The sequence below is a fragment of the Bifidobacterium sp. LH_426 genome, from assembly GCF_056356875.1.
In genome coordinates this window covers 32050-53865 of sequence record NZ_JBKEVB010000004.1, presented here as the reverse complement: position 1 = coordinate 53865, position 21816 = coordinate 32050, and the positions used below count along the sequence as shown (strand labels likewise).

The following is a 21816-nucleotide window of genomic DNA, read 5'->3' as shown; positions in this document are numbered from 1 at the left end:
CGAAGGAGATTGGGGGAATCGCGATGTGGCGTTTTAAAAGGATTTTGGCGTCTTGTGCAGGCGTGGTGCTGGCTCTGGCGATATGTGCGCCATCTGCCTATGCGTGGGGTCCGGAGCGGAAGACCTTCACGATGGAGAATCCAGCTCCGTACAACACATTCAATTCAATAACGGACAATCCTGATGTCGGAGACGAGCGCAATTTCTTCAGAGTGCGTAACGTTGATCAAAACAAATGGGATAAGAAATCAGTTAATGGGTGGATGGACACTATCGAACTGAAAGATGGGGAAGAATATGAGGCGCGCGTGTATGTAGCCAATTCAGCAGAAAACAAGTCGTTGCAAGCTAAGAACGTTCATGTTGCCGTAAATATGCCGACTAAAGATAGTGTTTTTGGGTATGCGTTTGAAGTGAATGCTTTCGTGTCGGCCGACAACGTCGAGCCGAGGCAAATCTGGGACAATGTGGTATTAAAAAGCGAATATCCCTTTCATGTGAAAATAGTTAGTGCTGTATATTGCAATAATATTAAAACAAAAAAGAACTCTGGTTTCAAACTTGGAGAGGATTTGTTTACGAGAACGGGTTCCTTGATTGGGTATAAAAAGATGGATGGTATGATGCCGGCATCCTTTGCGGCTTCAGGCTATGTCCTTATCCGTTTTAAGTATGTCGGACATCCTTTTTGGGAATGGATGGATTCCCGTGTGCTTGGTCGTATAGCAAATAGTTGGGATATGGGAATGAGTAAGAAAACTGAATGTTCTCCTGGTGAGTTTTGTGATTTTTGAAATCGGCATATGATGGGAGTGGAATGATGGCTATGTTGAAATACGGTAAATGGTTCCTGCTTCAGGGAATATGTTCAGCGTTATTGATTATGTCGTCATTGGGAGTGGAGCGTCTGTTTGGCAAACAGTATAAAGTGCTTAACGTAACATTATATTTTCTGCTCATTCTTAGCATTTGGGCACTTGTGCTTGTTTGGAGGGCTGTGCAATGTGGGCGTTCCTTGGGCTTGATTCATGAGGCGTCGGTATTCCCTATAATCTCATTGGTGATATTCGTGTTTCCGGTTCTCCCCATACCTGGGACCAGCGGATTCGTAAGTACGTTGAGTGAGACTATGGTGGGATTTGTGATTATCTCTCAAGCGGAAGCGCTGTGGAAGATTCATTGTGATCTTTCCGTTGCGCCTTTTAAAAAGACAAAAAATAAATTTCGTAATGCATGATAGCCGATTGTTTAATATCGGTGCAACATTAGAGTCGTATATGAAAAAGTTGAGCGTTGTTGATTGGGTATTGGTTGTTTCATATATTGCCGCAACGCGGTTGGAAAAACTGATTCGCGGTAGGGCTAGGCGTCCCTCGTTGAATGACTTGCGTCCTTGGTATCTTCCTATTGTAAGTCAAATGCGTTCTGCTGTAGAAGCTAGACTCATGTCTTTTGTTGCTATTTGGTTTGTTGGCATCTTGTTTTCATTTCCCATGCTTTTCATATTGCTTTCTTATGTGCCTCATATTGATAAGACTATTGATGGGCTTGAACGATATCAAACCGTAATTCGTGTTGGGGCGGCATTGTTTGTTATTGTATTCGGTTTCATTATTTCATATATTATTTCCTTAGTGTCAAAGCGTGATGAATTTGTTGCATATTTGTCGTCTTTGATGATTCTTGTTTGTGTTTACTCTTTGATAATGTTGGTATTCGTTCCTAACTCCGTTTTGCTGTTCATGGTGCGGGCGTTGCCGTTGATGCTAGTCGTGCTGCCCTTCGTCAGTGGCATAATTCAGAGCGTGGCTTGGAGATGGGGAGCTTCGAAGACAATCGAAAAGCGTGCGTTGTGTTCCGTCACATGGCGTATGCGTTTGCAGACGGTACAGATTCTGCTGATGGTCTTCTTAGTGTGCAGTTGGGCCGTCGTACTATGCAGGACGGCCAAGCCGGAATACCTGGAAGTCAACCTTCGCATACTGTGGGATATATATACGGCGCACGGTCTGGGGAATTTGTAGTTTCTTTCCATCAGCAGTTTCCCGAAACACGAGGTGAGTATGGTGGCCGAGTGGAGAAGGGAGAGACGTGTCTCGGTTATCGATGATGCGCCACGCGGCGCAATCCCCTCTTGCGGAATGACGGCGCCGCAGAAAGCAGGGGGGCATGGAGCTCTTTGACGGGAACCGGCGATCATCGGCATCCTCGCAGTCGGTGAAGCAGGCAAGAGACAGTCGATACGGCACTCGCGGTGCCAGATACGTCGGTCGCGCAGGCGTTCGCAGCATGACGCGCGTCATCGCATCTATGATTGCGGCGGGTGTGACCGTCGGCATGGCGTTGGGCGTGCCGACAGCGGCCACAGCTGCGCCGAAATCGACGAATGGCGCCGCTTCGGCGCAGACCGTGAACGTCGGTCCCGGAACGGATGGAGGCCGTACCGGACTGCAATTGTCCGACAACTACCTGAGCCATGGTGCTGCCGGGACGTACAGCCTTAACGGTGCGAACGACGAGCCGAGCAAAACCCGTCAGGACAAGGAATACGATTATCCGGGCGGTACCACCAGCCAATACGACTACAAAGACGCCACCCGCGACTACGTATACATCGACACCGGCATCGATAGCGACAAGGACGGGCAGACCGACCTCGTCCGCGCCGACTTCATCCGCCCCAGCGATACGCAGCTCGATGGCAGGAAAATTCCGGCGATTATGGATGCGAGCCCGTACTACGGCGATCTGCAGGCCAAGCAATATGAGGATATGAACGACAAGGCCAACAGCCGTCAGACCTCGTTCGCCGGAAACTACGACAACTTCTTCGTGCCGCGCGGCTATGCGTACATCATGCTCGACATCACCGGCACCGCACTGTCGCAAGGGTGCACCGACATCGAGGGCCCGAATGATGTCGCGTCCGCGAAGGCCGTTGTCGACTGGCTCAACGGTCGTGTCAAGGGCTATCGTTCCCTTACCAACCGCAGCCAGGCCAACGAGGAGAAAGCCGACTGGTCCAATGGGTTGATCGGCGTGGAAGGCGGATCATACGATGGTGCCGCGGCCAACGCACTTGCCGTCACCGGCGTCGAAGGCCTCAAGACCGTCATTCCTGAAGAATCCATCAGCAGCCAATACAACTGGTACCGCAACAACGGTGCGCAGCTCAGCAACTGGTGGGAACCGGACGCGTTCGCGAACTCGCTCGTCACTGATCCAACTCAGAACGCGAAGTGCGCGGCCGCTGGCCATTGGAACGCAATGAACAAGGGGGCTGAGCTCTCCACCCGCAACTACAACGACTTCTGGGCGGCGCGCAACTACGAGGATAAGGTCGGCAACATCAAGGCCAGCGTATTCCTCATCCAAGGCGTCAACGATCTCAACACCAAGATGAACAACGTGGATAAGTACTGGGAGTTGCTTCAGAAGCACCATGTGCCCAGCAAGATTTGGATCACTCAGAACGGTCACGATAATCCGAAATACTACCGTCATGACGAGTGGATTCTCACCCTGCACAAGTGGTATGACCATTGGCTGTACGGCATCGACAACGGCATCATGAGCGAGCCGCAGGCATCCGTCGAGTCTTCTGACGGCACATGGAAGGACTATGCATCTTGGCCGACGCCCGACGCGAAGAACGTGACGTTGACACTCGACTCCGCGAAGAATGGTACGAGCGCAGGAACGCTTGGAACCAGCGCGCATGCCGTTTCCGGCACTGAGGAGGGCTTCGGCGGCTACCGTGTGGATGAAGGCGTTGAGGACGAGACGACTGACCAGCTCGGGCAGCCGCTCGACAGCGCACGGTCCATTCCTCAGGAGAATCGTCTCGCTTATCTGACGGAGCCGTTGCAGGCCCCAGCCCACATTTCCGGTACGCCTGCACTGTCGCTGAAGGTCAAGGCCTCCGATGCCGATGCCAATCTATCGTTCGCGCTCGTCGATTACGGCAACGGCACCCGCATCAAGGCCACGCCCGCACTATCCACGGTGGAATATGACGAGAACCACATGTTGTGCCTCGGAGGTGAAGGTCAATACGACGACGGTTGTTCGCCAACCGGATCCGAACGCAAAGTGACCTCCGATGCGTATGTGATCACGCGCGGATACGTAAATACCGCCCACAAGGATTCGCTGACCGCGCTTACTCCAACGCCGGTCAACGAGTACTATCCGATTTCTTGGGACGCGTACGCCACCGACTACACGGTTCCTGCCGGGCATCGGCTTGGGCTCGTCATCTTCAATACGTCGACTCGACTGGCCGATACCGGTCGCTTGTCCGACTTCACTGTGAGCACTGCTGATGCCAAGCTCACCCTGCCATTGAGCACTACGGCGAAATCCGCGGCACCTACCAGTGTGACGGCGCAATCGAAGCCGGTCCGTGGCGGTGGCGATGTCACCGTGGCGTGGAAGTCGCCGGAAGGCAATGACTCGCTGCTAACCGTGGACGGCTATGAAATCCAAGCGGTGCCTGCGCAGGTGGGAACCGATGCGAAGAGCTACTCGACAAAGGTATCTGGCACGGATGCGACGACCGGTGTGATTAGTGGTGTTCCCGCTGGCGATTACACAGTGCGTGTGCGTGCGCTGACCGGCGAATCCGCATCGGACTGGTCGGATTCCGCGTCGGTGATGGTGACGGCCGCTCCGGAAAGGCCTGAACCCGGCACGAACGGGGCCGGTCCCGTGACAGGCACGGCCCGACCGGTCTCCGGCAATAACGGCTCGTCCGATCGGAACCCGCTCTCCAACACCGGATCGGCGATTCTGGCGGTGGTCATCGTGGCGGTGGTCGCGTGCGCGGCCGGCGTCACCGTGATGGTCATCCGCCGTCGCCACCGCCAGTGATTGCGTGACGCGCATGCGCCTTGCGCTGGGCGACTGACGGCAATACCAGTTGCCGCGCAAGAAATCCCGGGAATCCACGTCGATTTCCGGGATTTCTTGCGTTGAGACCGTCTCAGTGCAAAGATTCCCGGACAATAACGCTGTCGTCCCGGATTTCTTGCGCTGAGTCGTGGTGGGTGCACATATTCCCGGACATGGCTGATGATTTCCGGGATTCTTTGCGCCGCGGTTCGTTGGGCCGCGCCAAGATCCGCAGTGTCCGAACCTTCTGGCGCTCGTATAACCCGCCTCTATGACGACACATATGTTTTTGTTGTTGGACAGCAACGCGGCTGATGGTGTTTACTGCCGGGTACGGGGAAAACGAGAGGAAGGAGAAGCGCGGGGCGGTCGTGTCCCGCGCGAAACATCATATGACCGCATCATCCACAACAGCATCGTCGATCGGATTATCGACCACGGCGACATCATCGACGGCAACAGCATCGTCATCATCATCCGCGACGTCATCATCCGCGACGTCATCCGCCCCGACATCGCCCGCGACGGCGGTCGCAACCGCAGCAACAACCTTAACGGCTACCACGCGACGCAGCGGAACCACGCGACTGCGCAAGGCGGCGGCGCTCGCGCTCGCCGCCGCGCTGTCGCTGTCCACCGCGGCGATCGTCACGCCGGCGTCGTATGCGACGCAACAGAACGCGAACGCCGTCACGGCCAGTGCGGCGGCAACCGCAACCAACACCACCAATGCCGCGCCGTTCGACGCTACTGAGCGCGCTGCTCGACGGCATCGACGACGACTACATGCTGAAGAACGTGCAGTACGTGCACGACAACATCGGTCCGCGCGTCGCCGGAACGCCGGCGGACGAGGCGAGCGCCGACTACTTCGCGAACGACTTCAAGGAACTCGGCTACGGACCGTTCTCGCAGGCGACCGCGGCGGACGGGACCGACGACTACTTCGACACTTTCGCCAACGACCGCGTCAACAGCCGCATCGGCGCATCCGTCACCATCGACGGACGCGAGTACACGGCGCTCGCGCCGGGCTGGGCGGACGACAGCGTGTACAAGGGCTACGAGACGCCCACCGTCACCGGCGACACCGTCTACTACGCGGACGTGGACGACGCCGTCGCCGCGAACGCGAACGACATCGCCGGGAAGATCGTGCTGACCAACCGCAAGACCTACGACCAGTGGGACCGCAACAGCACCGCCTACGCGGACGTGGCCCGCGCGCTGCAGGCCAAAGGCGCGAAGGCCGTCGTGTTCTTCCACAGCAAGTACACGGTCAACGAGGACGGCGGCACCTCCGCCGAGCGGCCGTTCCCCGCACCCAAGACCGGCGGCGACATCACCATCCCGGTGATCCTCGCCTCCTACCTCGACGGGCGGCAGATCGTGAAGAAGCTCGGCGCGGCCGGCAGCGGCGCGGCCGACGGCAAGCCGCAGAGTGTGCAGGCGACGGTCGTCAACCGCCGCAACACGAACACGAGCAACATCCTCGCCGTCAAGAAGGCCGCGCAGCCGTCCGACAAATACGTGATCGTCGGCGCGCACCGCGACAGCGTGTTCGGCGCGGAAGGCGCGAACGACAACCTGTCCGGCACAGTCAACGTGCTCGCCATCGCCAAGGCGCTGAAGAACATTCCCACGAACGTGAACGTCGTGTTCGCGCTCTGGGCCGCGGAGGAGGACGGGCTCGTCGGCTCCGCGCACTTCTACAGCAGCTTCCTGTACCCGAACGACTGGGGCAAACAGCATGTAATCGCCTACTACAACATGGACATGGCCGCCACCTCGCAGACGCGCAACAGCGTGCTCACCGTGCACACGCCCTACCGTGACGCCGACGGCAAGCCGCAGCAGAGCGTCGCCGGCGACGTGGCCGAACGCCAGGCCGAACGCTACTGGGACTACACGGACGGCAAGTACGCGAAATGGTGGACCAAGGGCCCTGACGACACCGTCGACCTCCAGTACTTCGGCAGCTGCTCCGACCACGCGACCATCACCGGCGCGACGGGCGCGAACGGTACGCCCAAGCTCGGATTCGGCGAAGGCATCCCCAGCGTGTACATCTTCTGGGGCGACCGCATCGGCGACGGGCGCAACGACGTCACCGAGCAGAACTACCACGTGATCGGCGACATCTACCAGTGGCCCTCGGACGAGGACCGGTTCACCGTCGTCAGCGACGACCACCCGTTCACCGGCAACTACAGCATCGAACGCGCCACGATTCTCGCCAGCGTGTTCGCGCTCTCCGTGTACAACACGGCCGCCGCGCCCGTGCAGGGCCTCGAGAACGGCAAGACCTACACCGGCGACACGACGTTCCACGTGGCCTACAACTACCGTAACGACGTGAAGGTCGACGGCAAACCGGCCTCCGTGGATGAGAACGGCGACGTCACCCTCGCCGCCGACGACGCCGACCACACGGTGAGCGTCGTCGACATGTTCGGCGAATCCGCCACGTACAACGCGCATGTGGCGAAGGGGGATAACGGGAATGGTGATGGTGCCGGTAACGCGGGGGCCGGGAATAACGCCGGTTCCGGCTCTGCCGCCGGGAACGCCAATGCCGGGAATGCCAACGCGGCCGGACAGGGATCCGCGCAGGCGTCCGGTTCCGGAGACCGGAACGGCAATGGCCTGTCGAACACCGGTTCCGCTGTCGCCGGACCACTCGCCGTGGCCGCCGTGCTGCTGATCGCCGCTGTCGGCCTGCTTCGCGTGCGCGGCGTGCGCGACGGATACGCGGGATCCGACGGGAAGCGGGAGTAGCTTTCCGGGGACGATTCTGGGGCGGCTGCCCCTGGAAGCGGCCCCAGAAACTGCCTTGCGGCGTTCCAACGTGTCTCAGGGGCGGGAATCGAGTATCGACCTCCCACCCCTGAGACGTTTGTGTATGGTTCCGCGGCTTATGTGCATGGTTTGAGGTCGAACGTGCAGGGTTTTCGGCCCAACGTGCATGATTTTCGATGCAACGTGCAGTCCCTGAGCCGTAATGTGCGTACACAGGTGCCGAAGAAGACGCGTGAGCCCGATGCCGACGATGTGGGGAGCCTTGGAATTCCAAGGCTCCCCACATCGCGGTTTGGTCGGTTTCGCTTGCTCTTCACGGGGTGCCCCTACACGTTGTGCCCTCGATTCCACACGCTGGGGGCGCGACTTTACAGATTGCACCTTCAACCGTGCAGGAAAGCCGTCGAACCATACACATCACGTGCCGGACCATACACATTGCACCCATCGTCATCGTCATCGCTTGGCGAGAACCATCGGAGTGGAAGGAAGTACGGGCCCATTACCCCGTGCCGTGCGACGACCTCACTTATCCCAGCCCATGCACTTGCGGGCGAGACCGAAGTCGACGGCCTCCAGGTGTGACGCCTCGCTACTCGCAGGCTACGCCGTCGCGGTCGCGGTCGAGCTTGGTGGAGTAGCCGGGCTGGCCCTGGTAGAGCGGGGCCTTGCCGGCGGCGCGCACGGCCGAGCAGTTCGGGTAGTAGACGTTCGCGTCCTGCTGGGCTTGCTGCTGCGCTTGGGCTTGGGCCTGCGCCTGCGCTTCGGCTTGACGCTGCGCCTCCTCCGCGGCCTTGCGTTGGGCCTCCTCAGCCGCGGCCTTGGCGGCCGCCTCCTCTTCCGCCTTGCGCTGCGCTTCCGCCGCTGCCGCATCGGCCGCCGCCTGCGCCTCGTCGTTCAGCGGCACGGTCTGCGTCGGGCAGGTGACGAGCACCTTCGTCATCGCCTTGCGTTCCGCTTTGGTGACCCACAGCGAGTACTTCGCCTTCACGCCGATCTGGCGCGCCACGTACTCGCAACGGAACGACTTGTTCTTCGGCAGCCAGGTGGCCGCGTCGCCGTCGCTCTTCTTCTGGTTCGACGGGCCGTCGACCGCGAGCAGGTTGTACGGGTCGTTGGCGAGATTCCTGCGCTGCGACTTGGACAGCTTCTGCGCGCCCTTCTGCCATGCGTCGGACAGGGCGACCACATGGTCGATCTGCACGGCGCTGCTCGTCTTGTTGCCGCGCTTGAAGCTGATCGTCTTGCCCGTGTACGGGTCGGCGAGTGTGCCCGACGTGACGATGCAGTCGTGGGTACCCGCCTTGAACGTCACGTCGGTCATGTCGCGTTTGAGGATGTCATTGCGCGTATCGCAGCCGTTGTGGTCGACGTCCGCCCACGCCGCGCCGAACTGCGTGCGCGCGTATCCGGTCTTCGGCGCGCGTCCCTTGGTCTTGAGCGTCGTCAGCACCTCGGTCGCGGCCTTGCCCTCGAAGTCGGTGGTCGCGGCGAACGCCGGTGCCGGCGCGACCAGCATCGTCGCCGCCATCGCGATCGTCGCCGCCGCGGCGAGCGCCGTCGCGAATATGTCTGTTCCATGACGATGGATTCCGAACATGATGATTCCTTCCTTTCTCTCTGAATCGCGTCGACGCAGGCTACGTGTGCGGGATGATCTGCCGCTTTGCATGGTGCCGTCACGCTGTGCCGCGCCGATGCGGTCGAACCGGATTCCGGTCCGGCACGGTTTGTCGCATGAGTCATTATGCACGGTTCGGGAGGATTTGCGAAATGCTCACGAACCGTGATGCCGAGATTGGCCACTTGGGGGACGATTCACGGTTAAGTGTCGAAAAATGTCGTCTGCGACATTTTTATCCACCAAAAATGCGTTCCACGACATTTTTCGGCACTTAAGCCGTTCCCGGATATCTGATGCGGCGCGATTGCGGCTGTGCAATGTCGCGGCTGTGCCGGTGCATCAGAGTTGTGGCGGACCCGTCTTTCAGCGGCGTCCGTCGTAGATCTGATCGACCTGCGGCATGATGCGTCGCACGAATTCCGCCATCCGCGGCACGGAGAACGCGACCTGTCCGTATCCGGACGCGTAGATGAGGCCGAGTTCGATGAGCGAGGCGCGGGCGCTTGCCGCCGAGCCCTCATTGGCGAACCGCTTCTTCACATCCGCGGTGCGCACCGGACCATCCGACAGATCCGCCATGATGCGCAGGTAGGCGCGCCCGTTCTCCGTGGCGCGCAGCCATCGGGCCATGTACAAGCCGTGATCGAGCATGTCCAATGCCTCCGGCTCGCCCTGCTCCACCGCCGTGACGTTGATTGGATTAGTGGTCGAGGCGTTCCATGTGGCCGCACCGTACGCCTGGATGAAATACGGATAGCCCTGCGACAGTGCCTCCAGCTTGTCGAGGGCCGCGTCGTCGAACGGGCGTCCCGTTTTCTTCGCCGGGGTCTGGAAGCCCTCGCGGGTCGCCGTGCTGTCCAGCTTGTCGATTTCCCGATAGTCGAACAGGCGCTCCGCATACGAGCGTGCCTTGGATAGAACGCCGGGCAGGTCCGGCAGTCCGGCGCCGATGATGTAGAAGGGGAGTCCGCGCTGCCCCATCTCGTGCTGGATGGTGATGAGATCGCTCAGCGGCGTCTTGTGCATCTCCTGCATCTCGTCGATGAACAGGTACAGACCTGAGTTGTCGCTCTTGAGCTCTTTGCAGATGCCTTCGATGAGCAGTTGGAGCCGGTACGATTCGGTGCGGAAATCGGGCTTGCCGTTCAGTTCCGCGGAGGCTTTGACTCCCATGAAATCGAAGGATACCGATTCCACGTTGGAGAAGACCTTGGCCACGCGCTCGCGGATGTCGGTTTTGCCGATGCGCGCTATCGCCAAGGGGATTTCGTGAAACAGGGCGTCATACGTCGTGGCGGCGTTGGCGCTCGCCTCGATCTTGAGGGTCGCCATGTGGCGTTGGTCGGCGATGTCGCGCATGTGCATCAGCAGCACGGTCTTGCCGATGCCGCGTAAACCGTACAGCATGACGCCGCGGTTGAGGAGTTGCAGCTTCGTCCGCGCCGCCATCCTATCGATGAGGGCGATTTCGTGTTCGCGCCCTACCAAGGCGGGCGGTTGCAGTCCTGCACCCGGCATAAACGGGTTCAACGCCTGCAGCGGTGTCGTCATGTCGCCCATACGCCCTCCAGATAAGTTCAGATAACCTCAGATATCTTCAATATAGTCAGATAAACCGGATAATTTCAGATAAGTTTTGTGATGTGAGTGGGACGGAATCGGACTTTGTTTTGGCCGATACCGAAGGCCGGTATCCTGAGGGGTATGAATTCCGAATCCATCGCGCAGATCCGAGACGAGGCCGCGGCGTCGCTGGTTCCCGAGCGGCAGCAGCAGTGGGAGCAGTTTCTGACGCCCATGCCCGTCGCCGAGCAGGCGGTGGGATTGTTCACGGGATCCGATGAGCCGCAGCAGATTCTCGACCTCGGGTCGGGTTCCGGCATTCTGGGTGCGGTCACGGCGAAACGGTTCGCGGATGGCGCCAGCGTGCTCGCCATTGAGCGGGATGTCGCGTTGGCACAGGCTTCCGAAACGTCGTTGCGTCAGGTGTGCGACGATGTCACGGTTCTCAACGATTCGGTCTTCGACGTCGCGCTGGAGCCTCGCTTCAGCCGGGTGATTCTCAATCCGCCGTACAAGAAGATCGCTCCGACCGTCATCGCGACGAACAGCGGCGACGTCAAGGTGACGAATCTGTATACGGCGTTCCTGGTCATTGCGATTCAGGCGCTTGCCGCGGGAGGCGAGTGCGTGGCGATCATTCCCCGATCGTGGATGAACGGCGACTATTTCAAGGATTTCCGCAAGTGGATGCTGCGTGAATGCAGTCTGGACGCGATGGTCGTGTATGGCTCGCGGCAGGAGCATTTCAAGGATATGGGCATTCTGCAGGAGATCATGCTGCTGAAGGTGTCGAAGCGCTCGCAGGTGAAGAAGGTCACCGTGTTTCCCGACGCATCGCCGGCGACGCCGCTGGAACGGCAGTCGCAGGAGATGGTCGCGCTTCGTGCGCTCAGCATGGGGCGTGACCGTATCCTGCGCATCCAACGGCAGGATGCGCGTCTTGCCGGGTTCAAGACGCTGGCCGATGAGGGATTGTGGGTGTCTACCGGCAAGCTGGTGTGGTTCCGGAACCGTGATGTGTTGTCGGATGACGAGGTGGTCGGCGGGCATCCGTTGTACTGGTCGGACAATCAGGATGGTCTGCGTATGGAGCATCCGGTCGAGTGCGACCGTGCGCAGTGGGTGACCGGTGCTGCCGACGATCGGCATGTTGTGCTGCCTGCGGGTGGCTACTGCATGGTGAACCGGTTCTCCGCGAAGGAGCAACGGCACCGCATTTACGCGTCGTATCTCAACAGCGATGTGGATTTCGTGGCGGACAACAAGCTCAATTACGTGCATCAGGGGACGTCGCGCAAGACGATTCCACTGGATGATGCGGTCGCGCGTGGGCTGACGTTGTGGCTGTCGTCGTCGATTGTCGACGAATGGTATCGGCAGGTGTCCGGCAGCACGCAGGTCAACGCTACGGATCTGAGGCAGATGCCGTGCCCGTCGAAGCAACAGCTCGCCGTGTTGGCTGGTATGCTGTCAGTCAACGATGCACCGGACCAGAGTCTCGTCGACGAGACGATTGGGGGACTGTTCGAATGGGCGAAGGCAAGCTGATTGACGAAGCCATGGAGCTGCTGCGCCGATTCGAACTCGGCGACCAGCAGCTCAACAGGCGGAGCGCGATGATTCTGCTCGCACTGCTGCAACTCAGGGACGGGGATTCTTGGGATAAGGCCGAGAACCCGATGTTGGGCACTCGCGCGATTATGGATTGGATTCGTGATGAGTTCGGTGTCGCCTATAAGCCGAACACGCGTGAGACCGTCCGACGATTCTCACTGCACCAGTTCGTCATCGCGGGACTCGTGGAGGAGAACGCCGATCAGCCGAATAGGCCGATCAACTCACCGAAGTGGAACTACCGGGTGACCGATGATGCGCTGAAGGTGATTCGCAAATATGGTACGGAGCGGTTCTCTTCCGAGCTTGATGTGTTCCTGGCCGCCCACACGTCATACCAGTCGCTCGCCGAGGAGCGACGGCATATGCCGAAGACTCCGGTGACGCTGCCTTCCGGCCGTGATATCCGTCTGTCCTCGCAAGGGCAGTCCACGCTCATCAAGGCGATGGTGGAGGAGATGCTGCCGCGGTTCGCGCCGGGATGTCAGGTCGCGTTCATCGATGACACCGACCACCAGCATGGTGTTGTGGATACCTCGTTGATGGATGAGTTGGGTATTACACTTCGGGCGCGCGAGAAGGCACCGGACGTGATCGCGTGGGATGCCGAACGCGGATGGCTGTTCCTGATGGAGGCGGCCAGCACGCACGGCCCCGTGGATGTGACCCGCAAAGTCGAGTTGCATGACCTGTTCGCCGACCAATGGGACAAGGTGGTGCTGGTCTCCTGCTTCCCGAACCGTTCGGTCATGCAACGCTACTGCGCGCAGCTCGCATGGGAAACCGAAGTCTGGTGCGCCGACACCCCCGACCACATGATCCACCTCAACGGCTCCAGATTCATGGGGCCGTATGGCTCCTTTTAAGAGCGACTTTGTTTTTTCGTGAGGAAAAAGGTTTTGGGATTAGAAAGAGAGAATCAAAATGAAGATTGAAAGCATGTCTGTTTCGAATTATAGGTCAATTGGGAAACAGACTACATTTAAAATTGGTAATATGACTACGCTTGTTGGTCCCAATAATGAAGGTAAGACGAACCTTATTAGAGCGCTTGTCGTTGGTATGAATTTAATACGACTGAGGGCAAATTACTCAAATTCCGATTGGAGTAAATCGGTATATTCCCCATGGAAGAGGTATAATTTTTCGCATCAATCTTTGAGGGATGAAGGGTATGACTGGGAATATGATTTCCCGCTCTCAAAGCAAAAAAATAAAAGCGGAATGACGCGCATTAGGGTGACATTTAGCTTGAATGAAACTGAAGTTGATGAATTTGTTCAATCGACTGGGATTCGGACGAATGGCACCTTGCCAATCCAAATTGACCTAAGGCGGGATTCGGCCACTCTTAGTATTGTAAAACAAGGTAATAGTAAACGGAACTATGAGAATAAGGCTCAAAGCATAGCTAAATTCATTTCCGGAAAGATAAATGTGATATATGTTCCTGCGGTTAGGACGGAAGAACAGGCGCGTAGATTACTGAATAATTTGCTATCGATAAAAATGAGGTCATTGTTTGATGATCCTCAATATAATAAACTAATTGAAGAGATTAATGATAAAAGACGTGCTATTATTGAAGAAATAGAAAGTACTATTCGGGGCTCGGTTAGTGAGTATATGACCTCGGTGAGTCGAGTCCATATATCAACCGATCGTTTGGAGTCATTTTCCAGTCGTGTTCTAGATGTCTCTATTGATGATGGTTTTTTAACTCCTCTTGGCCAAAAGGGTGACGGCATTAAAAGTTTGTTCACGCTTGCTTTAATGCAGGAGCTGTCTAAAGAAAAATCCTCTGCGCATAGTTATTTGTTGATAGTCGATGAGCCTGAGGCTCATTTGCACCCTAATGCAGTTCGTGAGTTGCAGAGAATCTTGGAAATTTTTTCGGAAACTCAACAGGTGTTGGTTGCGACTCATAATCCAATTATGGTTAATAGGGAAGATGTCTCTTCGAATGTTCTTGTTGCGAATAGTACAGCCAAGCCTGTGCAGAGATTGGCAAAAATTCGTGAATCCCTTGGAGTGCAGGTTTCCGATAATTTGTCGTCTGCTGAAATTGTGATTCTTGTTGAAGGGCCTTCTGATGTGCAAATTATTTCTAATGTTTTAAAAAAAAGGAGTACTTTATTTGCAAATCATCTTTTGCATCATAATATTGTGATTCAAGATGTTGGTGGAACTCATGGAATGATTAATGAGATTAAGCGCCAAAAAAGTAATATTTGTAGAATCATCTCCGTTCTGGATAACGATAATGCCGGTATACAGACGCGCGATAGGATTCTAGAAAGCGGCTTGCTTCCTGAAAGGGATGTGTTTATGATTGGCATCCATAGTGGTGGTGAAAATGAAATAGAAAATTCCATTAATCCAGATGTTTATTGTGGGTCTTTGCATGATGAATTTGGTAGAGATTTTTCTCCTAATCAATTCAGAAATCCGTCCATTAAATGGTCTAAGAAGTTTTCTGATTACTGTATTAGTCTCGGAATGGGAGATTCTGATGAAGATAGAATAGACAGAGCCAAGAAGATTGTTGCCGACTCTGTTATGCGCTATAATGGGGATCCGTTGATTGATGCCGCGAGGCCACTTTTTGATGCATTATTGCAAGTTATCTTCCCTAATAGGTCTTAATTGTTTCTTAAATGAAACATCCTGTTTTCACTAACGGAATATACTTTCTTTGTTTCTTTGCATTGGTATGACGAGGGGAGCCTGATGAGACTTACACCACGGGAGACGGATAAGCTGATGCTGTACTTGGCGGGGCAGCTCGCCAAGGACCGCAAGGCTCGGGGCGTCAAGCTGAACTATGTGGAGGCGATTGCGCTGATCTCCTCCGAGTGCGTGGAACGGGCGCGCGAAGGCGCGACAGTCGCCGAACTCATGCAGTACGGGCGCACGCTGCTTAAGCCCGAGGACGTGATGGACGGCGTGGCCGAGATGCTCGAAGTCGTCGAGGTCGAGGCCACGTTCCCCGACGGCACGAAGCTCGTGTCCATCCACAACCCCATCGAATCGACCGAAAAGCTCGTGCCCGGCGAATACCTGCTCGCCGACGGCGACCTCACCATCAACGAAGGCAAGGACGCCATCGAACTCGACGTGGTCAACACCGCCGACCGACCTATCCAGATCGGCTCCCACTTCCACTTCTTCGAAGTCAACAAGTACCTCAAGTTCGACCGCAAGGCCGCGTACGGCAAGCGCCTCGACATCGCCGCCGGCACCGCCGTGCGCTTCGAACCGGGCGAATCGCACCGCGTGCGGCTCATCGACATCGGCGGCACGCGTGAGATCCACGGATTCAGCGCGCTCGTCGACGGCAAGCTCGACGACCCGATCGTGAAGGAAGCGGCGTTCAGGAAGGCGAAGGAGGAGGGGTTCCTGGGGGCTTGAGGACCCCCTCAGTCCGCCGGAGGCGGACAGCTCCCCTGACAAGGGGAGCCGGGAATTACACCCCGACAGGGGAGGGCACAGGACTACCCCTCAGTCGGCTTTGCCGACAGTTCCTCTGGCAAGGGGAGCCGGAATAAGAGACTTAAGGATTTGATATGAGCAGGATCATTACTCGTAAGGATTATGCGGGGATGTTCGGGCCGACCACGGGGGACCGCGTGCGACTCGGCGACACCAGCCTCGTCATCGAAGTGGAGAAGGACTACACGCACTACGGCGACGAACTGAAGTTCGGCGGCGGCAAATCGTTCCGCGACGGCATGGGCCAATCCTCCGTCCAACTCGATGCCGAATCGCCCGACACGGTCATCACCAACGCGCTCATCGTCGACTGGACCGGCATCTACAAAGCCGACATCGGCATCAAAAACGGCAAAATCAGCGCCATCGGCAAAGCCGGCAACCCGCAGACCATGACCGGCGTCACGCCCGGACTCGAAGTCGGCTCCGGCACCGAAGCCATCGCCGGCGAAGGCCTCATCATCACCGCGGGCGGCCTCGACACGCACATCCACTTCATCTCGCCGCAACAGGTGCGCACCGCACTCGCCGGCGGCGTCACCACGATGATCGGCGGCGGCACCGGCCCGGCCGACGGCACCAACGCGACCACCTGCAACCCGGGCGCGTTCCACCTCGCCCGCATGATCGAGGCGGCCGAAGCGCTGCCCGTCAACATCGCCTACCTCGGCAAAGGCAACGACTCCAGTCCCGAACCGCTACGCGAACAGATCCGCGCCGGCGCGGCCGGACTCAAGATCCACGAGGACTGGGGCTCCACGCCCGCCGTGATCGACACGTGCCTCGGCGTCGCCGACGAAACCGACACGCAGGTCGCCATCCACACGGACACGCTCAACGAGGGCGGCTGCGTGGAGGACACGATCGCCGCGTTCAAAGGCCGCACCATCCACACGTACCATACGGAAGGCGCGGGCGGCGGCCACGCGCCGGACATCATCCGCGCGGCCGGATTCCCGAACGTCCTGCCGAGCTCCACGAACCCGACCATGCCGTACACGCGCAACACGATCGACGAGCATCTCGACATGATGATGGTCTGCCACCATCTCGACCGCAACGTGCCCGAGGACATCTCGTTCGCCGACTCGCGCATCCGTCCCGAGACCATCGGCGCCGAGGACGTGCTGCACGACATGGGCATCATCTCCATGATGAGCTCCGACTCGCAGGCCATGGGCCGCGTGGGCGAGGTCATCACGCGCACCATCCAGACCGCCGACAAGATGAAGAAGCAGCGCGGCCCGCTCCCCGAGGACGAGCACGACAACAACCGCAACGACAACTTCCGCGTCAAGCGCTACGTGAGCAAGTTCACCATCAACCCGGCCATCACGCACGGCGTCTCCGACTACGTCGGCTCCGTCGAAGTCGGCAAGATGGCGGACCTCGTGCTGTGGCAGCCGTCCATGTTCGGCGCGAAGCCGGAGATGGTCATCAAGGGCGGCTCCATCGCCTACTCGCGCATGGGCGACGCGAACGCGTCCATCCCCACGCCGGAACCCGTCTACTACCGCGACATGTTCGGTGCGCTCGGCCGCGCGCTCGGCTCGTCGTGCGCGACCTTCGTCTCGCAGGCCGCCATCGACGACGACATCAAGGGCAAGCTCAACCTGCAGCGCCAGGTCCTGCCCGTGCACGGATGCCGCACGCCCGGCAAGAAGGACCTCAAGTTCAACGACGTCCTCGCCGACATCCAGGTCAACCCGGAGACCTTCCAGGTGACGGTCGACGGCGAGCTCGTGCACTCGGATCCCGCGTACGAGCTGCCGTTGACGCAGCGGTACTTCCTGTTCTAGGGGATTCCGGGGTTTCTCTTCCGGGGTTTCTCGGGGAGGGATGGTGCGGATGTTGCGTTCCGGCTATCTCTCCCCCAGTCCGCTGCGCGGACAGCCCCCTCGTCAGAGGGGGCCGGATGCGGGGCTTGCGTTAGAGCGGGCTGAGGTGATGGTTCCTCAGTCAGTACCCCCTCAGTCCGCTGCGCGGACAGCTCCCCCTAGAAGGGGGAGCAGAATGTTAAGGAGTCGCGAGTATGCCGGCGGGTGCCTTGGCTCGCTCCCCCTTTGAAAGGGGGAGCAGAGGCGGGTTAGGATTCGGTGGCCATGGCGGCGATGTCTTGGATGAGGTCGAAGGCGTCGTCGCCGCGTTTGGTGAGGACTCGGACGCAGACGCCGTCGATCGCGCGGCTTGCGCCCAGCTCGCCGGCGAAGCCGATCGCGTCGGCGTGCGCGCGGATACGGTCGATCAGCGCGTCCTCGGCGGCAATGCGCGCCGTCTCGACGCGCTCGCGGACCGCGTCGGGCGACATGTCAACGTCGTCGTCGGCCGCGTTCGGATCAGCCGGGTCGAGTTCGGGGAGGTGGACGTAGAGGACGCCGCAGTGGGTGAACTCGCGCCACATGCCCATCTCCGTGTAGTCGAACGACTCCGGTTCCAGCAACATGCGGTCGGCGAACGCGAGACGCGACTGCGGACCGTCCGATTTGCGTGGACGGCCGGGATGGGAACGCGCCGCGGCGAACGCTTTGGTCACGGCGGCGGGTTCGTCGACGATGACTCGTAGGCGGTTCGTGAAGCGGCGCATCGCCCAGCGTTCGTCCATGCCGACGCGGCCGCACGTGACCACGTCGCCGTAGACGAACGTCGATTCGGCGGAGATGCGCGCCGTGGTGAGGTTCTCGAACGTGCTGTTGCGGAACGGGATGACCGGGAACGGGAGGAACACGGCCTTCGCGTCGCCGCGGGCCGTCAGGTCGATGGTGCGCGCCGCCATGCCGTCGGACGTGTCGAGCACCTTCTCGTAGCTCTGCGTCCTGATCGTCGAATCCGTGCCGGGGGCGAAATCGATGGCGATATGCGCCTCGTCACCCTTGAGGAAGCCGGGGGAGGCGAGCATCACGATGAAATCCGAATGACGGCCGTTCGTGAACGGCGTCATCAGCTTGAACGGGGCCTCGAAATACACGTCGTCGATCTTCGTGCGCCCATGGCGGAACGCGGTGGTCAAACGGAACGTGCTGCTTCCCATGGACGGGCCTTTCTGCGTGGCGGCGGCGAAACAGGTTCATTATGCCGCGCATCGGGCAACGCAATGTTTCGATGCGGGCGGGCCGGCCGCGCGGTACGGGGCGGTACGGGGATGCGGGCACACGGACGGGCGGTTGCATGGTGTGTGGGCGGTGGTGTCGCGCGTGGTGCCGGCGTGGTGTACAGTAGGGGAGTTGCATGTCGCGGCGTGTGCCCTTGGGCGGCCCGCGGATGCATGATTCTGGGTTCGTAGCTCAGTGGATAGAGCGTCTGTCTCCGGAACAGAAGGTCGAGGGTTCGAACCCCTTCGAGCCCACCCGGAAGCGAGGCCCCGCATCGTAGGATGCGGGGCCTTCGGCGTCTCCGGCCGGGAAGAGCGGCAGGGGGCATGGAAAGTCGTAGGGGACAGGTCCAAGTGAGTGGCCTGAATCTGCGGTGGACCTGGATCTGCATGGTTGGAGGGGAACCTGCATGGTTCAAGAGCGAACGTGCGTGGTTCGGCGACGTACCTGCGTGGTTCGGCGACATACCTGCATGAGACGAGGGCGAACCTGTACGGTGGGGTGCTGAAGAATGGGGCTTCATCGTGTCGGAGCCTTGGCAGGATTGTTGGAATATGGCCGATTCATTGTTCGTGATGGACGTCTGCGGCGGGTGCCTACTGAAGGGTGGTGTGCAGGTTCGGATAACAATCCTGCAGGTTCGTGCTCGAATCATGCAGGTTGGACGTCGAATCACGCAGGTTCGTCTTCGGACTTCGCAGGTTCGTACGTTAATCGGCATGTACTCACGGATGACGAGGCCTAGAGAATGACCCTGAATTTTCCCTGAGATAACCATGAGGAGGCCATGAAATCGTGCATGGCTCCCACTCGGCGGGCGCATAATGAATCCTGCTTCAACCAGCAGGAGGTGTGTGATGGGAAAGCAGGAATCGAGGAATCGCGGCGGGAACGACGTGACCCGTGGGGCTCGTGACACCCGTGACGTCCGTGGAACTCGTGATGTCCGTGAGGACATGGGTGGTGGAACGGTGACCCGAGTGGCCGCTGCCAAGGGATCGTCCGCCGTGGGCGAGCAGTCGCCGTCCGTGCCGTCCGCGGATCCCGCGGATCCCGCGGATTCCGCGTCGGCTCCCCATCATCGCTGGATCGCGCATCTCGTCATCCTGGCCATCGCGCTCGCGCTCGTCATCGGCGGTGCGGCCGCCGCGAACCTGCGTCGTCGCGAACGCGACGGACTGGACGGTTCCGGCGTCATCGCCGGCGTCGCGGGATTGTTCGGGCACGGGGCGTTCGACGGATTCGGCGTTGCGCCCACGGCCGATCCGTTCTCGCGGGACGCCGCCGGCACGCAGGCCGCCCGCGACTCGCGCGACATGTGGACGGTGCGGCCGCTCGCCATCGCTCATCGCGGCGACGATTCCGCACCCGAGAACTCGTTGCACGCGATCGCCAACGCGGGCGCGCGCGGCGCCGACTACGCCGAGATCGATATCCGTCTCGACGCGGACGGCACTCCCGTTGTCTTCCACGACCAACGCACCGGACGACTGTCCGCCGACGGGCGCGACGTGCCGGTCTCGTCCATGCCGACGCACGAACTGCAGCACATGCCGATGCGCCAGAACGGTGAGACCTTCCATATCCCCACGCTCGCGCAGGCGATCCTCACCGCGCAGCATACGAACGACCATCTCGGATTGCTGCTGCATCTCAAGACCGATGACCGCCATGCGCCGCGCGTCACCGAGGCGGTCGCACGGCAGATCGAACGCCACGACTTCGCGTCCCGCGTGATGCTCATGTCCACGGACGACACCGCCATCCGACTCGTCCATCGCGCGCACCCGAGCTGGCTGGTCGGCAAGTGCGTGAGCCCGGCCGGGCACGCCCGCATCGAATGGCCGCGTGGCGCGAGCTTCGTCGTCATGCGCGGCAACCGGCTCGACCCGCGTGTGGCCCGTCGCGCCGCACGGGACGATATGCCCGTCTACGCGGGCGTGAGCGGCGACTACCGCGAGGCGAACCGGTGCCTGAGGCTCGGGGCGAGTGGCGTGCTCGGCGACAGCGCGCGGCGGCTCGACCACGTGGTCGACCGCCACGCGGTGCGCATCGACGGGCGTGACATGGGCGACGGGGCTCGGGCCGGGGCGCGAGGCGACGCGGTGCCGTGGGCGCGGCCGATCGCATGACGATATGGCCGCGCGGCCGCTCGTGTGACCGTGTGACCGCATGACGGGCATCACGCACGGCGGCGACACGTGCGCTCACTACACTGCTGCGTAATCGCTCGTGCGGCATCGGGCGAGCAGGCAACCGAGAGGAGCACATCATGAGCGAAAAGATGGAAGCGGTCGCGACCTCCGAGGCGCCGGCGGCGCTGGGCGCGTACAGCCAGGCGGTCAAGGCCAACGGCTTCGTGTTCGTGTCCGGCCAGCTGGGCATCGACCCGGCCACCGGCGAGCTCGCGGGCGAGACCGCGGGCGAGCAGGCCGCGCAGGCGCTGAAGAACATCAAGCACATCCTCGACACGGCCGGTACCGGCATCGAGCATGTCGTGCGCGCCACCATCTACCTGAAGAACGTGGAGGACTTCAAGGAGGTGGACGCCCGCTATGCCGAGGTGTTCATCGGCTCCGTGAAGCCGGCGCGCGTCGCGTTCGGCGGCAACGACATCCCGAAGGGCGCGCTCGTCGAGATCGACGCGATCGCCGTGCTGTGATCGGCTGATCGCGCGTGTGATTCGAGGGATGCGTGCGGCGTCGCACGAATCGTGACGCGTAACGTGCATGCGTAGCGACG

Annotated in this window: 16 protein-coding genes and 1 tRNA gene; 14 read left to right on the top strand and 3 right to left on the bottom strand. The window is 59.6% G+C overall.

Annotated features, from left to right (window positions below; all coding sequences use genetic code 11):
• The first annotated feature begins 23 nt into the window (after nt 1–23).
• From AC1AYD_RS05350 to AC1AYD_RS05325, 6 genes are all read left to right on the top strand, one after another.
• Nucleotides 24–794, top strand: coding sequence for a restriction endonuclease subunit S domain-containing protein (locus tag AC1AYD_RS05350; protein ID WP_476532625.1), 771 nt, complete (start codon nt 24–26; stop codon nt 792–794).
• 23 nt (nt 795–817) lie between these two features.
• Nucleotides 818–1237 (top strand): hypothetical protein, encoded by a 420-nt coding sequence (locus AC1AYD_RS05345; protein ID WP_476532624.1) that lies wholly within the window; start codon nt 818–820, stop codon nt 1235–1237.
• Nucleotides 1230–2024, top strand: coding sequence for a hypothetical protein (locus AC1AYD_RS05340; RefSeq protein WP_476532623.1), 795 nt, complete (start codon nt 1230–1232; stop codon nt 2022–2024). The genes AC1AYD_RS05345 and AC1AYD_RS05340 overlap by 8 nt, the downstream gene beginning before the upstream one ends.
• A gap of 265 nt (nt 2025–2289) precedes the next feature.
• The gene (locus AC1AYD_RS05335) at nt 2290–4872 is read left to right on the top strand and encodes a CocE/NonD family hydrolase (RefSeq protein ID WP_476532622.1); all 2583 of its coding nucleotides are present in this window, start codon (nt 2290–2292) and stop codon (nt 4870–4872) included.
• A gap of 304 nt (nt 4873–5176) precedes the next feature.
• On the top strand, nt 5177–5647 hold the full coding sequence (locus AC1AYD_RS05330; RefSeq protein ID WP_476544805.1) for a hypothetical protein: 471 nt from the start codon (nt 5177–5179) through the stop codon (nt 5645–5647).
• Nucleotides 5623–7671, top strand: coding sequence for a M28 family peptidase (locus AC1AYD_RS05325; protein ID WP_476544804.1), 2049 nt, complete (start codon nt 5623–5625; stop codon nt 7669–7671). Before AC1AYD_RS05330 ends, AC1AYD_RS05325 begins: the two co-directional genes overlap by 25 nt.
• A 613-nt stretch (nt 7672–8284) precedes the next feature.
• On the opposite strand, the gene AC1AYD_RS05320 is transcribed toward AC1AYD_RS05325, so the two are convergent.
• Both AC1AYD_RS05320 and AC1AYD_RS05315 read right to left on the bottom strand, forming a co-directional pair.
• Nucleotides 8285–9211: a GmrSD restriction endonuclease domain-containing protein gene (locus AC1AYD_RS05320; RefSeq protein ID WP_476532738.1), complete on the bottom strand. Its 927-nt coding sequence runs from the start codon at nt 9209–9211 to the stop codon at nt 8285–8287.
• A gap of 468 nt (nt 9212–9679) precedes the next feature.
• Nucleotides 9680–10867 carry an ATP-binding protein gene (locus AC1AYD_RS05315; protein WP_476544803.1) on the bottom strand — a complete coding sequence of 396 codons (1188 nt, stop codon included), beginning with the start codon at nt 10865–10867 and terminating at the stop codon, nt 9680–9682.
• A 153-nt stretch (nt 10868–11020) separates the two neighbouring features.
• On the opposite strand from AC1AYD_RS05315, the gene AC1AYD_RS05310 reads away from it, so the two are divergent.
• The 5 genes from AC1AYD_RS05310 (at nt 11021) to ureC (ending at nt 17784) form a co-directional block, all read left to right on the top strand.
• Nucleotides 11021–12427, top strand: coding sequence for an Eco57I restriction-modification methylase domain-containing protein (locus AC1AYD_RS05310; protein ID WP_476502746.1), 1407 nt, complete (start codon nt 11021–11023; stop codon nt 12425–12427).
• On the top strand, nt 12409–13359 hold the full coding sequence (locus AC1AYD_RS05305) for a BsuBI/PstI family type II restriction endonuclease (RefSeq protein WP_476502745.1): 951 nt from the start codon (nt 12409–12411) through the stop codon (nt 13357–13359). The genes AC1AYD_RS05310 and AC1AYD_RS05305 overlap by 19 nt, the downstream gene beginning before the upstream one ends.
• Nucleotides 13360–13417: 58 nt before the next feature.
• Nucleotides 13418–15139 carry an ATP-dependent nuclease gene (locus AC1AYD_RS05300; RefSeq protein ID WP_476544802.1) on the top strand — a complete coding sequence of 574 codons (1722 nt, stop codon included), beginning with the start codon at nt 13418–13420 and terminating at the stop codon, nt 15137–15139.
• A gap of 84 nt (nt 15140–15223) precedes the next feature.
• Entirely contained in the window at nt 15224–15904 is a 681-nt protein-coding gene (gene ureA, locus AC1AYD_RS05295; RefSeq protein WP_476502742.1) for an urease subunit gamma, read from the top strand.
• A 155-nt stretch (nt 15905–16059) separates the two neighbouring features.
• Nucleotides 16060–17784, top strand: a complete 1725-nt coding sequence (gene ureC, locus AC1AYD_RS05290) for an urease subunit alpha (RefSeq protein WP_476502741.1) — start codon at nt 16060–16062, stop codon at nt 17782–17784.
• A 287-nt stretch (nt 17785–18071) separates the two neighbouring features.
• On the opposite strand, the gene AC1AYD_RS05285 is transcribed toward ureC, so the two are convergent.
• Nucleotides 18072–19013: an urease accessory protein UreD gene (locus AC1AYD_RS05285; protein ID WP_476544801.1), complete on the bottom strand. Its 942-nt coding sequence runs from the start codon at nt 19011–19013 to the stop codon at nt 18072–18074.
• A gap of 242 nt (nt 19014–19255) precedes the next feature.
• On the opposite strand from AC1AYD_RS05285, the gene AC1AYD_RS05280 reads away from it, so the two are divergent.
• The 3 genes from AC1AYD_RS05280 to AC1AYD_RS05270 all read left to right on the top strand — a co-directional run bounded on the left by AC1AYD_RS05280 (nt 19256) and on the right by AC1AYD_RS05270 (nt 21736).
• A tRNA-Arg gene (locus AC1AYD_RS05280) sits at nt 19256–19328 on the top strand.
• Nucleotides 19329–20054: 726 nt separating this feature from the next.
• A complete protein-coding gene (locus AC1AYD_RS05275) occupies nt 20055–21206 on the top strand; it encodes a glycerophosphodiester phosphodiesterase family protein (protein ID WP_476502739.1) in 1152 nt (383 codons plus the stop codon).
• 140 nt (nt 21207–21346) lie between these two features.
• Nucleotides 21347–21736 (top strand): Rid family detoxifying hydrolase, encoded by a 390-nt coding sequence (locus tag AC1AYD_RS05270; protein WP_034527123.1) that lies wholly within the window; start codon nt 21347–21349, stop codon nt 21734–21736.
• Nucleotides 21737–21816: the final 80 nt, after the last annotated feature.

Excerpts from the sequence above, each read along its gene's own strand:
- AC1AYD_RS05335 (WP_476532622.1), top strand. The coding sequence starts at position 2,290 with ATGACGCGCGTCATCGCATCTATGATTGCGGCGGGTGTGACCGTCGGC.
- AC1AYD_RS05270 (WP_034527123.1), top strand. The coding sequence starts at position 21,347 with ATGAGCGAAAAGATGGAAGCGGTCGCGACCTCCGAGGCGCCGGCGGCG.
- AC1AYD_RS05350 (WP_476532625.1), top strand. The coding sequence starts at position 24 with ATGTGGCGTTTTAAAAGGATTTTGGCGTCTTGTGCAGGCGTGGTGCTG.
- AC1AYD_RS05315 (WP_476544803.1), bottom strand. The coding sequence starts at position 10,867 with ATGACGACACCGCTGCAGGCGTTGAACCCGTTTATGCCGGGTGCAGGA.
- AC1AYD_RS05340 (WP_476532623.1), top strand. The coding sequence starts at position 1,230 with ATGCATGATAGCCGATTGTTTAATATCGGTGCAACATTAGAGTCGTAT.
- ureA (WP_476502742.1), top strand. The coding sequence starts at position 15,224 with ATGAGACTTACACCACGGGAGACGGATAAGCTGATGCTGTACTTGGCG.
- AC1AYD_RS05305 (WP_476502745.1), top strand. The coding sequence starts at position 12,409 with ATGGGCGAAGGCAAGCTGATTGACGAAGCCATGGAGCTGCTGCGCCGA.
- AC1AYD_RS05300 (WP_476544802.1), top strand. The coding sequence starts at position 13,418 with ATGAAGATTGAAAGCATGTCTGTTTCGAATTATAGGTCAATTGGGAAA.
- AC1AYD_RS05310 (WP_476502746.1), top strand. The coding sequence starts at position 11,021 with ATGAATTCCGAATCCATCGCGCAGATCCGAGACGAGGCCGCGGCGTCG.
- ureC (WP_476502741.1), top strand. The coding sequence starts at position 16,060 with ATGAGCAGGATCATTACTCGTAAGGATTATGCGGGGATGTTCGGGCCG.
- AC1AYD_RS05345 (WP_476532624.1), top strand. The coding sequence starts at position 818 with ATGATGGCTATGTTGAAATACGGTAAATGGTTCCTGCTTCAGGGAATA.
- AC1AYD_RS05330 (WP_476544805.1), top strand. The coding sequence starts at position 5,177 with ATGTTTTTGTTGTTGGACAGCAACGCGGCTGATGGTGTTTACTGCCGG.
- AC1AYD_RS05285 (WP_476544801.1), bottom strand. The coding sequence starts at position 19,013 with ATGGGAAGCAGCACGTTCCGTTTGACCACCGCGTTCCGCCATGGGCGC.
- AC1AYD_RS05320 (WP_476532738.1), bottom strand. The coding sequence starts at position 9,211 with ATGCTGGTCGCGCCGGCACCGGCGTTCGCCGCGACCACCGACTTCGAG.
- AC1AYD_RS05325 (WP_476544804.1), top strand. The coding sequence starts at position 5,623 with ATGCCGCGCCGTTCGACGCTACTGAGCGCGCTGCTCGACGGCATCGAC.